The organism is Duganella sp. Leaf126 (assembly GCF_001423125.1).
Taxonomy (GTDB): Bacteria; Pseudomonadota; Gammaproteobacteria; order Burkholderiales; family Burkholderiaceae_D; genus Rugamonas.
In genome coordinates, this window is the sequence record NZ_LMNW01000001.1 from 731,711 (window position 1) to 747,327 (window position 15,617).

Genomic DNA, 15,617 nt, shown 5'->3' on the forward strand with positions numbered 1-15,617 from the left:
CTATAAAGTTTACGTCCGAATGAAGGCGTGGCATTCTCGAATGCCTGGCAACATTCCGCGATCAGGCATTGTACAATAGCTTACCTGCCTAACCGCCCCACTTTGTTGCATTTTCCCCCATCTTTACGTCTTCTCATGTCTAAACTCTGGCAAGCCCGTTTCTTTACGACCGTTAACCAATTGCGCGATCTGCCCGACACCACGGTGCCGGAAATCGCCTTTGCCGGTCGTTCCAACGCCGGCAAATCGACTGCCATCAACATCCTGTGCAACCAGAAGGGACTGGCGTTCGCGTCCAAGACGCCGGGCCGCACCCAGCACATCAATTATTTCTCGATCGGCGGCGCCCACGTCGCCCAGCACCGCAAGGACCCGACCATTGTCGACGAGATCGAATGCCTGCTGGTGGACTTGCCCGGCTACGGTTACGCCGAAGTGTCCGGTTCGGCCAAGCTGCACTGGCAGCGCCTGCTGGGCGACTATGTCCAGCGCCGCGAGCAGCTCGCTGCGCTGATCCTGATCATGGACTCGCGCCGCCCGTTCACCGAACTCGACATCCAGATGCTCGAGTGGTTTGCGCCCACGGGCAAGCCGATCCACTGCATCCTGACCAAGGTCGATAAGCTCAACCGCAACGAGTCGGTCAACGTGCTGCGCCAGGCCAAGGCCCGTCTCGACAGCTATGTCGACGAAGACGGCGAAGGTTTCCCGTTTACCGTGCAGCTGTTCTCCGCGCTCAAGCGCATCGGCATCGAGGAAGCCAACGACAAGATCCTGGCACTGGCCGGCGTCACCGACGAGCAGGCCGCCGCCCAGGTGGCGCAGCTTGCTGCCGACGATGGCGCCGGTAACGAAGCCGATCCTGCAGCCGACGAGGCCAGCGCCGCCGACACCAAGCAATGAACCGATAAGGAAGTTTTTCGATGCACACGCCTCACGCCCCCTCCGCCTTCCCTGCCCTGCGCCTGCGCCGCATGCGCCGCGATCCGTTCTCGCGCGCGCTGATGCGCGAAAACGTCATCACGTCCGCCGACCTGATCTACCCGGTGTTCATCCTCGACGGCACCAACCAGCGCCAGACCGTGGCCTCGATGCCGGGCGTGGAGCGGGTATCGGTGGACCTGCTGCTGAAGGTGGCGCAAGAAAGCGTGGAACTCGGCATCCCCGTGATGGCGCTGTTCCCCGTGATCGAGGCGGACGGCAAGTCGCTCGACGGCGCCGAGGCGTATAACCGGGACGGCCTGGTGCCGCGCGCGATCCGCGCCCTCAAGCTGGCCTTCCCGGACCTGGGCATCCTGACCGACGTCGCGCTCGACCCGTACACCGTGCACGGCCAGGACGGCATCATCGACGAACACGGTTACGTGATCAATGACATCACCACCGAGGTGCTGGTCAAGCAGGCGCTGTGCCACGCCGAGGCCGGCGCCGACGTGGTGGCGCCGTCGGACATGATGGACGGCCGCATCGGCGCCATCCGCGCCGCGCTCGAAGAACATGGCCATATCCATACCCGCATCATGGCCTACTCGGCCAAGTACGCGTCCGCCTTCTACGGCCCGTTCCGCGATGCGGTCGGCTCGGCCGCCAACCTGGGCAAGGGCGACAAGTACCAGTACCAGATGGACCCGGCCAACAGCGACGAAGCGCTGCGCGAAGTGGCGCTGGACCTGGCCGAAGGCGCCGACATGGTGATGGTCAAGCCCGGCATGCCCTACCTCGACATCGTGCGCCGCGTCAAAGACGAATTCAAGGTGCCGACCTTTGCCTACCAGGTCAGCGGCGAGTACGCGATGCTCAAAGCGGCCGCCCAGAACGGCTGGCTCGACCACGACAAGGTGATGATGGAAGCGATGATGGCCTTCAAGCGCGCCGGCGCCGACGCCGTGCTGACCTACTTTGCGCTCGACATCGCGCGCCTGCTCAAGGCGAAGTAACCGCCCGCCCCAACAAAGAGCCGCCCGGCGCCAGCAGCGACGGGCGGCTTTTGTTTATGGCTGCAGCGCGCCCGATCTTGCGTGTACGCGCATGCTATGCCGGTCCGGCACAACCGCCCGGTGTGACGATGCGCTCGGTGGAAGCAGGATGGTTGGCCAGCCTGGCTGGCGGCCGGCGCGGCCGCGCCACCAGTTCGCCGCCGCAGTTCGGGCAGATGCCTGCCAGTCGCGATGCAGCGCAGGCCGCGCAGAACGTGCACTCGAACGAGCAGATGCGCGCTTCGGTGGCATCGGGCGGCAGGTCGGTGTCGCAGCATTCGCAGCCGGGGCGCAGTTGCAGCATGGTGTCCTCTCTTTCAGTCTGGTGGATTGAGCACGGCATCGGTAGCGACGATACGTACATCATGCATCTGGTTCAGATACGCTTCAAGGTAAAACTTGTGCGAGGCGCCGACGATGACCAGCATGCGCCTGCCCGGCGGGCTCATGGCGTCGCGGATGTTCGAGGCCATGCGCAGGTTGCGGGTTTCCCAGTAGGTCACGTAACCACGGCCATAGTGCTGCGGCGATGGTTCCTCCAGCGCCGCGCCAAAGTCGCTGCGGAAGACCAGCGCGGCCTGGGCCGGATCGTTATAGGCGCGGTACATCGCCAGCACGCCGGCGGCCGTGGTCTGGCTTTGCAAGGCCGTGTCGGTGCGCGTGCGCTGCGCTGTGGCCGGATTGTCCCACGCTTTCATGATCGCTGCGCCGGCCGCTTTCTGGTCGGGTTCCTCTTTGTCGGACGTGTGGTCATCGATCGGATACAGCCGCTCCAGCCCGCTTTGGGCAGCCACTTGCGCGGCGATCAGGCAACTCTCGTCGGGCCGGACCTGGAGCTGGTTCAGGGCGGCCACCAAGGCGGTATTGAGGCCATCGCCTTCGCGCCTTTCCGTCGCTGGCAAGCGCAGCCACTGTACCAGCGCCGAAGTGGGTTCGCCGGCGGCCAGGAACAGCGACGCCAACTGGCGCCGCTGGGCAGCTGTCGGTGCGGACGGCGCAGTGGGCCAGGCGGCCAGCAGCTGTTCGGTGCGCTCGGTGGCCTCGAACACATCGAGGCCGGTTGCCGCTTGCGCGGCCGAGGTATCGCGGCAATACGATTTGATGGTATCGGCGTAACGCTGCGGATACGCGCGCATATTGGCGCACTGCACGCCCGACAACGCCTCGATGGCTACGGCCTGCGGCTGCCACGCCACCAGCCGCGCGTTGAGCAGCTGCAGGGTAGTCGCATCGAACGGCTGATTTGCCTGCCGCAATTGCGACAGGTGCGCCGAGCCCAGCACCATCACCTCGTTGGTTTGTCCCCGCACCAGCTTGCGCGACGAGGGATCGAACTGCGGCCCGGCCGCCTGCGCCGTGGCTACGGCAGCATGGCAGGCGAATGCCGCTACCAGCGGGCCTGTGATCAACCATTTAGTCATGTCCGACCTCCTTGCGGTTATCGGCCGGCACCCGGTCGATCATCTTGTTATAGGGATCGACCCCGACCTCGAACGGCTGCTCGTCAACCGTCACCGTCAATACCGGGTCGCTGCCGTGCAGCACGCGCTTTTCCAGGTACAGCACTTTTTCGTCGGCCTCCTTGGCGCCCGGGGCGCGCGCGAAGATGCCGATTTCCACCGGCTCGTCGTAGACGCGCGGCGTTTCCTTGCCCTTGCCGTCCGCTTCCAGCTTGGCCAGGTGCAGCGTCATGGCGACATCCCAGCGGCCGTCGGCCCGTTTGGTGGCCCGGGCAGCGGTCACGCGGTTGTCGTACAAAACGATTTTCTCGAACAGGTCGGTGATCAGCTGCTGCTTGTCCTGCGGCGCTTCCGCCCGCAGGTAGGCCAGCAGTTCGCGGCTGGTGGTGTACGGGGCCTGCTGGTAACCCTTGTCCTGCAGGAAGCGCTTGAGCGCGCGGTTGACGGCCGCCTCGCCGATCTCGTCACGCAGGCGGTAAAACACCAGGCTACCCTTGCGGTAATGGATGTACTGCTGGTTTTCCACGCGGTACAGCGGCTGCTCCTCGATCACTTCGCCGCCGCGGCCGCGCAGATAGGCGTCAAGCTCGAAGCGCAGGAAGCGGCGCAGCTTGTTGCGGCCGTATTCCTTCTCCATCACCATCAGCGCCGAATACTGCGCCAGCGATTCGATCAGCATGGTCGAACCCTGGACATTGGCGCCCACCACCTGGTGGCCCCACCACTGGTGCGCCATCTCGTGCGCGGTCACGTAGAACACGTAGTCGATATCATCCTTGTCGCGCAGGTCGGCGATAAAGCCGATCCCTTCCGAATACGGGATGGTATTGGCAAACGATTGCGCAAACTGCTGGTAGCGCGGGAACTCGAGGATGCGCACCTGGCGGAACTGGTACGGCGTGAAATGGGCCTCGTAGTAGTCGAGCGACTTTTGCGTCGAGGCGATCATGCGGTCGACGTTGTAGCCGTGTTTGGCGTCGTAGTACACCTCGATCGGCAGGCCGTGCCAGGCGCCCTTTTTCACGTGCCAGCGCGCCGACAGGTAAGCGAAGAAGCCCACCATTGGCCGGTCCATCTTGTAATGGAAATAGCGGCGACCGTCTTTTTCCCAGCTGCTCTGCAGGTAGCCGGGCGCCATGGCGATCTGGTCGGCCGAGGTGGACACGGTGGTCTCGAAGCCGATCCAGTCGGTATTGCCGAACACGTTGTTGGCGCGCGCCGCCTCGTCTTCCAGCCTGGCCATGCGCTGCGGCTCGCCGAGGCCGCGCTTGCGGCGCTCGTTGCGGTCCTTCAGTTCCATGTCGGCCTGATAGCCGAAGCGCGGGAAAAAGTCGCCGTTGTTGAAGAAGGTGCCGTTCAGGTTCAGGCTGTCCGGCTCGCCCTTGTTGGTAAAGCCTTGCGGGTGCACGTCCACCGTGAAGTCGAGGTCGAGCTGCGCACCGGGCGCGATCGGCCGGGCCAGGCGCAGCACGCGGAAACCGAGGTCGCGGTCGTCGATGGCGACCGTGTGCGCCGGCAGGTTGGCGAAGCGCGTGCTCACGTCCGGGTTCAGCTGCAGATGCAATGCGGTCAGCGGCACACCGCTCTTGTTGGCCATGCGGTAGTGGCCGCGCACGGTCACGCGGCGCGCGGCCGGATAGATATCGACGTCGGCCCGCACATCGGTCACGCGCGGCTGCGGCAAGTCCTTGTAGCGGCGGTACGATTTTTCGTAGCGCGCCTGGTCGTCCATGGCCAGGTCGGACGGCCGGTAACGGTTCAGCTGATTGGTGTTGTGGAAGATCCAGGCGCCGCTGCCCGCAAAGCCGGCCAGGCACAGCGCCAGCACCATGCCCGCAGGGCCGCGCAGGCGGCTGCCGGCCGCGCGTACGCGGCGCCGCCATGGCAGCACCAGACCGCGCACCCAGAACGCCTTGGCCAGCACCAGCAGGGCCAGCGTGGCGCAGCCCCAGTACACGGCAAACCACGACCAGCCGCGCAGGAAGTGGCCGTAGCCGTTCATGTCGGAGTACTTCACCGACGGCAGCGCGGCGAAGTTGTACAGGTTGTGATCGAAATGCAGCGCGCCCAGCACCAGCTGCGCCACCAGATAGAGGACGATCACCAGGTAGCCGATGAACTTGTTGTTGACCAGGACCTGCAAGACCAGCGCCAGCAGGCCCAGCATGACGAAACTGGTGGCATCGATCAGCATCGCTTGCAGGTACAGGCCCGGCTCCACCGGCGCGCCGCCGACGATCAGCTGGTAGCAGACCGCCGTCAGCGTGCCCGCCAGCAGGAAGCCGAACACCACGCCCACCAGCGCCAGGCTCTTGGCCACCAGCGGCGCCCAGTCCGGCACCGGCATGGCGTCGCTGACATCGGCCACCTTGAACTGGCGGTCGCGGAAGATCATTTCGCCGGCGTAGAAGGTGAGCACGATGATCAGCAGGAAGCTGAAACTGCCCTGCATGGTCTCGAGCAGCATGTACGTGACCGGGTAGATGGTGGTGCCGAACATCTTGCTGCCCTGGGTGGCGGCGCCGATGAAATTGGCCATGCCGAACAACAGCATCACCAGGAACGGCACGCTTTTGAAGACGGCAGCGGCATCGAAGCGCAGGAGGTGCCAGCATTGCGACCACGCCGTGGCGCGCCCGAACCGCGGCACGCTGACCGGCAGCATGGCGGCCGCCGGTGCAGCAGCAGCCGCAGCAGACGTCAAGGCTGCGCGCCGGCGGCCGAACCAGCGGCGGCCGGTGCCGGCGCGCTGCGGCTTGAACAGCACCAGCGTGGCGCCCAGACAGGCCAGCGCAGCCGCCAGCCACACGGCGCGGTTGACCGCCAGGTAGCCGGCGGCGGCCGGCAGCATGGTGTTCGACTCCGCCGACGTGAAGTAGCGCGTGGCGCGCCCCAGCGCGCGCATGCCGAACGGATCAAGCAGCACCGCCACCCATTCGTTGCTCACATCACGTGTAAACGCGCCAGCCACGCCCCACAGCACGAAGAAGGCCAGCACACCGAGGTACACCATCAGCATCGAGCGGGTGGTGGCCGCCAGCAGCATCAGCAGCGCGCCGATGAAGATCAGGTTCGGTATCACCAGCCAGCCGAACGCCCACAGGTAGGCGTCGAACGGGAACGGTCCCACCCGCACCGCATCGACCCACGGCATCAGCGGGCCGATCACCGTGCCCAGCGCGATCACCACGAACATCGCCAGGCAGGCGGCCAGCCCGGCCAGGAAACGTCCCGCGAGGTACTCGACTTTGCGCATCGGCGTGGCAAACAACATGTCGGAGATACCGACTTCGGCGTCGCGCAGCACGGCGCCGGCAATGAAAATCGTCACCGTCAGCATCGAGAACACGGTGAACGCGCCCAGCATCTGCGCCACCACCACCGGCGCATTGCGGTGGACATTGCCGAGCGCGCCGCCCACGACGACGGCGTCGCTGGTGGTGGCGCCGAATGCCATCAGGCCCAGCACGAAGGCAATCACCCACAGCAGCGGTTGACGCAACTGGTAGCGCAGGTCGAACTTGAAAAATTCCATCAACATGGCGCGCTCCTTACGCTGTGGCCGGCGCAACGTCGGCTGCAGTGCGGCTGGCACCGCGCACGTGCAGGAAGTACACGTCTTCCAGGTTCGGCTCGACCGCGATGAAGCCGTCGTCGGGCTGGTGGTCGGCAAACACGTGGATCTGCGGCTTGCCGCCCACCAGGCGGGTGCGCAGCACGGTCATGCGCTGCTGGTAGTCAGGCAGCGCTTCCACGCTCACGGTGCGGCGCCAGACCTTGCCGCGCAGGGTGTCGATGGCCGCCTGCGGCTCGCCCTGCACCAGCACCTGCCCCTTGACGATGACCGCCATCTGCGGACACAGGTCGGTCACATCTTCGACGATGTGGGTGGAGAGGATGACCACCACCTGCTCGCCGATGCGCGCCAGCAGGTTGAGGAAGCGGTTGCGCTCGTCGGGATCGAGGCCGGCGGTCGGCTCGTCGACGATCACCAGCCTGGGCGCCCCCAGCAGCGCCTGGGCGATGCCGAAGCGCTGGCGCATGCCGCCCGAATAGGTGCCGAGGTTGCGCTTGCGCGCTTCCCACAGATTGGTCTGCTGCAGCAGCGCCTCGACCGCCTCCTTGCGCTCGCCGCGCGCGGTCAGCCCCTTGAGCACGGCAAAGTGGTTGAGCAGCACCTCGGCGCTGACCTTGGGATAGACGCCGAAATCCTGCGGCAGATAGCCGAGCTGGCGGCGCAGCGCCTGCGGCTGGGCCAGCACGTCGAGGCCGTTGAACACGATGGTGCCGCTGTCGGGGTCCTGCAAGGTGGCGATGGTGCGCATCAGCGAGGACTTGCCGGCGCCATTGGGGCCGAGCAGGCCGAACATGCCGTGGCCGATCTCCAGCGTGACGTTGTTGAGGGCTTGGATGCCGTTGTCGTAGGTTTTGTTCAGCTGTGCGATCGAAAGCATGAGGCCAGGTCTCCTGATAGGCGGAGCCCAGGCTCCGAAGCAACTTACTATAGTAAAAAGTTGCAAACTTATCAGTGGCTTTCGATCAACGGCAACTTCCTGCGACAGAGTGCAGAAACAGCGGCATGGACGGCAGGCGGACGTTACGGCCGGTAGTCAGGGAACATTTCCTTGAGCAGGAAGGCCATCAGCTCCTGTTCGTCTTCCTTGCGTGCACTCATCTTGACGGTGCGGCCCAGGCGGCGCGATTCCCACTCGAAATCACCGGGCTTTTCCTTGCGGATGATCTTGATCATTTCCTTGGCCACCGCAGTCTCGATGTCCTTCTCGTTGCCCTGCTCGACGTGGACCTGCTGCAGCCAGTTGCGCTTGAAGTTGGTGTTCCAGCCACGGAATTTCACGTCGGCGCTGTTCGAGCGTTTATCCACCGAGAACACGCCGCCGCTGTCGTTCGGATCCTGGCCGGCGCGGGCGTTGGCGCCGGCGATATTGGCCTTGGCGCGCGCCAGTGCCCGCTCGGACGCCGACTGCGCCGGCTCGGCCGGTTGCGGCGACGGGTTGGCCGCTTCGCGCTCGGCGCGGCGCTTGGCCAGCATGGCCGACATATCCTGTTCCGGTGGCGGCGGTGGCGGCGGCGTCATGGTCGCCTGCACCGGTGGCACGAAGGTTTCCAGCTTGGGCTGCGGCGTCGGCTTGGTGCGCACGGTGCTCGGCTTGCTCGGGGCAGGCTTGGTCGGCTTGGTCGGCTTCGGCTCGGTTTTCTTGGGCGTGGGCTTGACGGTCGGCTTTTGCGGCGTGATCGGCAACGGGGCGATGTACACCATCTCGCCGCCGCGCTTGGCGGACGTGGTTTTCGGCGGCGGTGGCGACGGCGAAAACAGGTAATACAGCACGAACGCCAGGTGCAGGGCCACCGTGAAACCGAGGCCGATGCGGCGGGTCTGCTCCTTTTTACGCTCCCACAAGGCGTACGAATCCCCCGGCTGCGGCAGCGGCTGACCGCAGGTTTCGCAAAAACCGTTGGCAGACAGGATGTGGGAGTCGTGGTGCAAGATGCAGGACCTATGCTTGTGAGACGAACGGTTCAAAATGCGGCCATAGTGCCAGAGTCCCGCAATTTTGGGAATCACCGGTGCAACAAGTAGCTACTTTACAAGCAAGGTAGCTTGACGGGTGTTACTTTGTGTATCCAAAGCAATCAATTTGCATTACGGTTACGTAAGGATGCCACGCCAGCCCGTCACGCTGCGTGCGTGACGCCACATTGTTCGTCGCTCAGCGGCCCCGTCCCGCTGTAGCGGTCCAGATACACATAGATCACCGGCGTGATGTAGAGCGTGATCGCCTGCGAGAAGATCAGGCCGCCCACCACGGCCAGGCCCAGCGGCTGGCGCAGTTCGGCGCCGGCGCCCAGGCCCAGCGCGATCGGCAGCGCGCCCATGATCGCCGCCAGCGTGGTCATCATGATCGGCCGGAAGCGCAGGATGCAGGCTTCGCGGATCGCGTCCTGCGGCGCCCTGCCCTCGGTGCGCTGCACGTGCAGCGCAAAGTCGATCATCATGATGGCGTTTTTCTTGACGATGCCGATCAGCATCAGGATGCCGATGATGGCGATCATGGTCAGATCGAGCTTGAAGATCCACAGCGTGATCAGCGCCCCCACCGCTGCTGACGGCAAGCCGGCCAGGATGGTCAGCGGGTGGATATAGCTCTCGTACAGCACGCCGAGCAGCACGTAAATCACGCCCAGCGCGGCCAGGATCAGCACCACCTGGCTGCCCTGCGAGCTCTGGAACACGGCCGCGTCGCCGCCGTAGTTGGTGATGATCGACGGCGGCAGCTGCATGTCGATGCCCATCTGGTCGATCTTGGCAGTAGCCTTGCCCAGCGGGACATCGGGCGCCAGGTTGAACGACAGCGTGATTGCCTGCAGCTGGCCCTGGTGATTGACGGCGGTGGGGCCGACCGTGCGCTCGACGCTGGCAAAGCTCGACAGCTTGACCAGCTGGCCGGCCTTGTTGCGCACCGAAATCTTGGTCAGCGCGCTGTCGAACTGGCGGTCGGCGTCGGCCGCCTCCAGGATCACGTAGTAGCTGGCCGCCGGCGAATAGATGGTCGAGACCTGCCGTTCGCCGAAGGCCAGGTAGAGCGCGGTGCGCACGTCGCCGAGCGCCACGCCGAGGTTGTTGGCCTTGTCGCGGTCGATCTTGAGCGACGCCTGCAGGCCACGGTTTTGCGTGTCGCTGGTGACATCGCGGAAATCGGGGTCGGCGCGCAGGCGGTCCAGGTATTTCTGTGCCCACTCGCCGAGCGCACCGGGGCTGACCGACTGCAGCGTGTACTGGTAGCGGCTCTTGGACTGGCGCCCGCCCAGCTGCAGGTTCTGCACCGGGCTCAGATAGACGGCAATGCCGGGAATGGCGCGGGTGGCCTTGCGCAGGCTGTCGAGCACCTGCGGCATGCTGTCGCGCCGGCTGCGCGGCTTGAGCACCAGGAACATGCGGCCCGTGTTGCCGCCACCGGTAAACGACGTCACATCCTGCACATTGGGGTCGGCGCGGATCACGTCCACCACGCGGTCCTGCAGCGCCAGCATGGCCGAGGTCGAGATATCCTCGGACGCTTCGGTATTGACGCGGATTTGCCCCAGGTCTTCCTCGGGAAAAAAGCCTTTCGGAATCGCCAGGTACAGCACCACGGTCAGCGCAAACGTGCCGAACGCCAGCATCAGCACCGGGAAGCGGTGGCGCAGCGCGATGTCGAGCGTGCGGGCGTAACCGTTGCGCAATCTGGTAAAGCCGGCCTCGAACCAGCGCCCGAGCCAGTTGCCCTGGTCGTGCTCGGGGTCGATGGTATCGGCCGGCAGCAGGCGGCTGGCCAGCATCGGCACCAGCATCAGCGACACGGCCGCCGACACCAGCACCGCCAGCGCCACCACCACCGCGAATTCGTGGAACATCAAGCCGATCACACCGGGCATGAAGAAAATCGGGATAAACACGGCCACCAGCGAGACCGAGATCGAGATGATGGTAAAGCCCATTTCCTTCGCACCGATCAGCGCGGCCTGCAGCGGTTTCTTGCCCAGCTCGATATGGCGCACGATGTTTTCCAGCACCACGATGGCGTCATCGACCACCAGGCCCACGGCCAGCGTGATGCCGAGCAGCGAGACGTTATCGAGGCTGTAGCCGAACGCGTACAGCAGCGCCAGCGCCCCGAGCAGCGAGATCGGCATCGTAATGGCCGGGATGAAGGTGGCGGCAGCGCGGCGCAGGAACAGGAAAATCACCAGCACCACCAGCACGATGGTCAGCAGCAAGGTCAGGTTGACGTCGTGGATCGCCTCGCGGATCGACACCGACCGGTCGTTGACCAGGTTGATGTTGACCGACGCCGGCAGCTGCGACTGGAAACGCGGCAGCAGCCGGCGCACGCCATCGACCACCTGCACCGTGTTGGCGTCGGGCTGGCGCTGCACCAGCAGCACGATCGAGCGCTCGCCGTTGTAGCTGCCGGCCGCTTTCACGGACTGGAAGCTGTCCTCGACCGTGGCCACATCTTTCAGGCGCACCGGTTCGCCGTTGCGCACCGCCACGATCAGGTCGGCAAACTCGGACGCCTTCATCAGCTGCGGATTGCCCTGGATGGTCAGGGTCTGGCTGGGGCCGTCCAGGATGCCGAGCGGCGTGTTGGCGTTGGCCGACTTGATCGCCTGCTGCAGTTCTTCGAGCGTCAGGTCGCGCGCGTTGAGCAGGTCGGCGCGGGCGCGGATGCGCACGGCAAAACGCTTCTGGCCGTTGACGCTGACCTGGGCCACGCCGGGCAAGGTGGACAGGCTAGGCGCCACCAGGTTTTCGGCATAGTCGTTCAGTTCGGCCAGCGTCAGCGACGGCGAGTTCATGGTCATGAACAGCACCGGCGCATCGGCCGGGTTGACCTTGCGGTACGACGGCAAGTCCGTCATCTCGAGCGGCAGCTGGCGCTGGGCGCGCAGCAGCGCGGCCTGCACATCGACCGCTGCCTCGTTGACGTTGATGGCGGGATCGAATTCGAGCGTCAGCGACGAGTTGCCCAGCGTATTCGACGAGGTGATCATGGTCAGGCCGGCAATCGTGGAAAACTGCTTTTCCAGCGGCAGCGCCACCGACGAGGCCATGGTCTCGGGCGAGGCGCCCGGCAGATCGGCCGAGACATTGATGACCGGCGTGTTATAGCTCGGCAGCGCAGCCACCGGGATGTAGAAATACGACAGCACGCCGGCCAGCACCAGCGTAACCGACAGCAGCACCACCATCACCGGACGGCGGATGCACAATTCGGAAATGTTCATGCTCAGCCCTTGAAGATGGTCGGCGTACTGGCGTCGGCCGTCTTGTCGGCACTGGCAACGGCGATGATCCGGACCTTGCCGCCCGGGCGCAGGTTCTGCTTGCCGTCCACGATGACCTGCTCGTTGCCCTTGAGGCCGGACACGGCGGCAAATTCTCCGAACGCATGCAGGCGCTTGACCGGCACCACGCGCGCCGACTGCTGGCCATCGACCGCGTACACGAAGGTGCCGCTGGTGTTGCTGATGATGGCGTTCTGCGGGATCACCACCGCGTTTGGCAGCACGTGCGACACCAGCTGCGCATTGACGTACTGGCCCGGCCACAGCGTGGTGAGCTTGTTGTCGAATTCGGCTTTTACCCGGATCACGCCAGCCACCGGATCGACCGTGCTGTCGATGAAGCTCAGGGTGCCGGTCAGTTCCTTCTCCGCATTGGCGGGCGTGACGCGCACCGGCACCGGGCCGCGCCGCTGCGCCTCGAGCAGGCCGCCGAGCGCCGATTCCGGCAGCGTGAAGGCAACATTGACCGGATCGAGCTGGGTGACGGTGGTCAGCGACGTGCTCATCTGCACCAGGCTGCCCGCGTAGACATTGATGGCGCCGACACGGCCCGCCATCGGTGCGCGGATGGTGTTGTAGCTGGCGTCCACGCCGACCGCGCTGGCAGCGGCCAGGTCGGCGGCCAGCACGGCGCGCGCCGCCTCGACCTGGCTTTTGAGGGTATCGACTGCGCCCTGGGCCACGTATTTTTGCGCCAGCAAATCCTCGGCGCGCTGGTACTGGCGCTCGACGTCGGCCAGCGCGGCGCGGTCGCGCGCCACCTGGGCTGCGGCTTTTTCCACGTTGGCGCGGGCGCTGCGGTCGTCGAGCGAGAACATCAGCTCGCCGGCCTTGACGAACTGCCCTTCCCTGATGTGGACGCGCACGATGGTGCTGGTGGTTTGCGGATGCAGGTCCACGGTGCTGATCGGCGTCACCGTGCCGTTGGCCTGCAGTATCACCGGCACGTCGCGCCGCTGCGGCGCCACCACGCTCACCGTGGTCGGGCCCTGCCCTTGCCCCTGCGCCGGCGGCGCCGCGGGAGCGCCGCCGCTGCCGTTGTGGCGCATGGACCAGGCGCCGAGGCCGATGACGGCGGCCGTGGCCACCAGCGTAACGATCGTCGATTTTTTCATGATGAACAGTCTTTGTATTCTAGGTATGGCTGTTATGTCTGGTAAAACTGAAGCGGGAGCTAAAGGCGGCTCCCGTACGACTCCGGCAGGATCAGGGTCACTTCCAGACCGCCGTCCGGGTGGTTGTCGAGGGCCACGGTGGCGCCGTGCTGCTCGGCGATATTGCGGGCAATCGTCAGTCCCAGACCGGTGCCGCCCGACTCGCGCGAGCGCGACGATTCGATCCGGTAGAACGGCTCGAACACGTGCGCCATCTGGTCCCTGGCGATGCCGGGCCCGCCATCGCGGATGACCACGCGCGCCGCACCGGCGATGCGCTCGACCGCCACGTTGGCGTAATGGCCGTACTTGACGGCGTTGTCGATCAGGTTGACCAGGCAGCGCCGCATGTCGAGCGGACGGCCCATCAGCGCCATGTTGGCGCGGCCGCGCAGCTGCACCGGCTGGCCGCTGTCGGAGGCGTCGCTGCAGACGCTGTCGAGCAGCGAATCGAGATCGAGCGCCTGCATGGTTTCCGAGGTATCCATGCTGCGCGCCAGGTCCAGGCCTTCGCGCACCATCTGCTGCATGGCGGACAGGTCGTCGATCAGGCGCTGCTGCAATTCTTCGTCCTGCACCTTTTCCAGCCGCAGCCGCAGCCGCGTGAGCGGTGTCTGCAGGTCGTGGGTGATCGCGGCAAGCATCTGCGTGCGCTGCATGATGTGCTGGCGGATGCGCGCCTGCATGGCATTGAAGGCGGCGCTGGCCTGGCGGATCTCGGCGGCGCCGCTGAGCGCCACCGGTGCGTGGTTGATGTCGTTACCGAGGTCCTTGGCGGCCTTGGCCAGCAGCTTGAGCGGACGCACGGCCATGCGCGTAACCAGGTAGGCCAGCACGCCCACGCACAATAGAAACGGCAGCAGGGTCAGAAATTCGCTCAGCGACGTGGGCGGCCCCTCGGGCGGCGGCAGGATCGACAGCTTGAGCCTGGCACCGTCGCGCAGCGTCACGCCCATCGCCTCGCAGGCGCCGCCCCACTGGCTGGGCGCGAAGATCGAACGCTGGCGCGGATGGCCGCATTCGGGCGGGCGGCCGGCCAGCGGCAGCACCTGCACGCCCTTGGGCAAGCGCTGCTGCAAGGTGGTGGAAAACGGCGTGGCCGCACCGATGGCCGCCGGCGCGCCGGTCCGCGGCTCGAGCTTGATGGTGCTGCGCTCGGCCATGCGCAGATAGGTCGGCCGCGATGCGGTCGCCAGCGCGTCAGCCGTGATCACGAGCTGCTCGGCGCGCTCCATGGCGTGGAAATCGCGGTAGCGTTCGAACGCGCGCGTGCGTTCGCCGACCGACAGCCATTGCGTGAGCGCTGCCGAGGCGATCATCCCCAGCAGCAGCACCATGAATACCCGGCCGGTCATCGACCTGAAAAACTCCTTCACGCGTGCGGCTCCACCGAGACCTGGCCGGCCAGCACATAGCCGCCGTTGCGCACGGTCTTGATAATTTGCGGCACGCGGGCGTCTTCACCGAGCTTCTGGCGCAGGCGGCTGATCTGGATATCGATCGAGCGGTCGAACGGGTCGGCGTCGCGCCCTTGCGTGAGGTTGAGCAGCTGGTCGCGGTTGAGCACGCGGTTCGGGTGCTCGAGGAAGACTTTCAGCAGGCGGAACTCGGCGCCCGACAGCATGATCACCAGGCCGTCCGGGTTGAGCAGGTGGCGCGCGGTCAGGTCCAGCGTCCAGTTGGAAAAGCGCAGCTGCTGGGCCTTCTCGGTACCGCTGCCGCTGGGCATGGCATTGCTGCGACGCAGGACGCTGCGGATGCGCGCCAGCAGCTCGCGCGGCTCGAACGGCTTGGGCAGGTAGTCGTCGGCGCCCATTTCGAGGCCGAGGATGCGGTCGAGCGGCTCGGCGCGGGCGGTCAGCATGATCACCGGCAGCGTCGATTGCGCGCGCAGCCTGCGGCACAGGGTCAGGCCGTCATCGCCAGGCAGGTTCAGGTCGAGCACGACCAGGTCGGGCTTGGACTCGTCGAGCAGCTTCCACATGGCCGTACCGTCGGCAGCGCACAGCGCCCGGTAGCTGTTCGACTCGAGGTAGTCGGCCAGCAGGGTGCGGATGTCGCGATCGTCGTCGACGATCAAGATAGTCGATGTAGGTTCCATGGTCGTCATTATCCCCAGTTAGCGCAGCGCCGACCAACCCCCAATTGTATCGGCTTGTATATATACCGTGGGTACCACG

11 protein-coding genes are annotated in these 15,617 nt (G+C 65.5%); 2 read left to right on the forward strand and 9 right to left on the reverse strand.

Annotated elements, in window-relative coordinates:
* Positions 1 to 135 precede the first annotated feature (135 nt).
* On the forward strand, positions 136 to 903 hold the full coding sequence (gene yihA / locus ASF61_RS03115) for a ribosome biogenesis GTP-binding protein YihA/YsxC (RefSeq protein WP_056150976.1): 768 nt from the start codon (positions 136 to 138) through the stop codon (positions 901 to 903).
* Between the two features lie 20 nt (positions 904 to 923).
* A complete protein-coding gene (gene hemB / locus ASF61_RS03120; RefSeq protein ID WP_056150977.1) occupies positions 924 to 1,937 on the forward strand; it encodes a porphobilinogen synthase in 1,014 nt (337 codons plus the stop codon).
* A gap of 94 nt (positions 1,938 to 2,031) precedes the next feature.
* Here hemB and ASF61_RS03125 read toward each other — a convergent pair whose 3' ends face one another.
* The 9 genes from ASF61_RS03125 to ASF61_RS03165 all read right to left on the reverse strand — a co-directional run bounded on the left by ASF61_RS03125 (position 2,032) and on the right by ASF61_RS03165 (position 15,538).
* Positions 2,032 to 2,280, reverse strand: a complete 249-nt coding sequence (locus tag ASF61_RS03125) for a DUF1272 domain-containing protein (RefSeq protein ID WP_056150980.1) — start codon at positions 2,278 to 2,280, stop codon at positions 2,032 to 2,034.
* A 13-nt stretch (positions 2,281 to 2,293) separates the two neighbouring features.
* On the reverse strand, positions 2,294 to 3,397 hold the full coding sequence (locus tag ASF61_RS03130) for a DUF5694 domain-containing protein (protein WP_056150982.1): 1,104 nt from the start codon (positions 3,395 to 3,397) through the stop codon (positions 2,294 to 2,296).
* Positions 3,390 to 6,977 carry a M1 family aminopeptidase gene (locus ASF61_RS03135; protein WP_056150983.1) on the reverse strand — a complete coding sequence of 1,196 codons (3,588 nt, stop codon included), beginning with the start codon at positions 6,975 to 6,977 and terminating at the stop codon, positions 3,390 to 3,392. Before ASF61_RS03135 ends, ASF61_RS03130 begins: the two co-directional genes overlap by 8 nt.
* Positions 6,978 to 6,987: 10 nt before the next feature.
* Positions 6,988 to 7,890, reverse strand: a complete 903-nt coding sequence (locus ASF61_RS03140) for an ABC transporter ATP-binding protein (RefSeq protein ID WP_056150985.1) — start codon at positions 7,888 to 7,890, stop codon at positions 6,988 to 6,990.
* Between the two features lie 143 nt (positions 7,891 to 8,033).
* The gene (locus ASF61_RS03145; RefSeq protein WP_056150987.1) at positions 8,034 to 8,942 is read right to left on the reverse strand and encodes a hypothetical protein; all 909 of its coding nucleotides are present in this window, start codon (positions 8,940 to 8,942) and stop codon (positions 8,034 to 8,036) included.
* Between the two features lie 188 nt (positions 8,943 to 9,130).
* Positions 9,131 to 12,223: an efflux RND transporter permease subunit gene (locus ASF61_RS03150; RefSeq protein WP_056150989.1), complete on the reverse strand. Its 3,093-nt coding sequence runs from the start codon at positions 12,221 to 12,223 to the stop codon at positions 9,131 to 9,133.
* A 2-nt stretch (positions 12,224 to 12,225) separates the two neighbouring features.
* A complete protein-coding gene (locus ASF61_RS03155) occupies positions 12,226 to 13,398 on the reverse strand; it encodes an efflux RND transporter periplasmic adaptor subunit (RefSeq protein WP_056150991.1) in 1,173 nt (390 codons plus the stop codon).
* Positions 13,399 to 13,457: 59 nt separating this feature from the next.
* On the reverse strand, positions 13,458 to 14,792 hold the full coding sequence (locus tag ASF61_RS03160; protein WP_229205685.1) for an ATP-binding protein: 1,335 nt from the start codon (positions 14,790 to 14,792) through the stop codon (positions 13,458 to 13,460).
* Between the two features lie 17 nt (positions 14,793 to 14,809).
* Positions 14,810 to 15,538 (reverse strand): response regulator, encoded by a 729-nt coding sequence (locus ASF61_RS03165; protein ID WP_056151267.1) that lies wholly within the window; start codon positions 15,536 to 15,538, stop codon positions 14,810 to 14,812.
* Between the last annotated feature and the right edge of the window lie 79 nt (positions 15,539 to 15,617).

What these genes read in the sequence shown, in the direction of transcription:
- ASF61_RS03125 (WP_056150980.1), bottom strand. Translation starts at nt 2,280, where the DNA reads ATGCTGCAACTGCGCCCCGGCTGCGAATGCTGCGACACCGACCTGCCG.
- ASF61_RS03135 (WP_056150983.1), bottom strand. Translation starts at nt 6,977, where the DNA reads ATGTTGATGGAATTTTTCAAGTTCGACCTGCGCTACCAGTTGCGTCAA.
- ASF61_RS03140 (WP_056150985.1), bottom strand. Translation starts at nt 7,890, where the DNA reads ATGCTTTCGATCGCACAGCTGAACAAAACCTACGACAACGGCATCCAA.
- ASF61_RS03150 (WP_056150989.1), bottom strand. Translation starts at nt 12,223, where the DNA reads ATGAACATTTCCGAATTGTGCATCCGCCGTCCGGTGATGGTGGTGCTG.
- ASF61_RS03155 (WP_056150991.1), bottom strand. Translation starts at nt 13,398, where the DNA reads ATGAAAAAATCGACGATCGTTACGCTGGTGGCCACGGCCGCCGTCATC.
- ASF61_RS03130 (WP_056150982.1), bottom strand. Translation starts at nt 3,397, where the DNA reads ATGACTAAATGGTTGATCACAGGCCCGCTGGTAGCGGCATTCGCCTGC.
- hemB (WP_056150977.1), top strand. Translation starts at nt 924, where the DNA reads ATGCACACGCCTCACGCCCCCTCCGCCTTCCCTGCCCTGCGCCTGCGC.
- ASF61_RS03160 (WP_229205685.1), bottom strand. Translation starts at nt 14,792, where the DNA reads ATGACCGGCCGGGTATTCATGGTGCTGCTGCTGGGGATGATCGCCTCG.
- ASF61_RS03165 (WP_056151267.1), bottom strand. Translation starts at nt 15,538, where the DNA reads ATGGAACCTACATCGACTATCTTGATCGTCGACGACGATCGCGACATC.
- yihA (WP_056150976.1), top strand. Translation starts at nt 136, where the DNA reads ATGTCTAAACTCTGGCAAGCCCGTTTCTTTACGACCGTTAACCAATTG.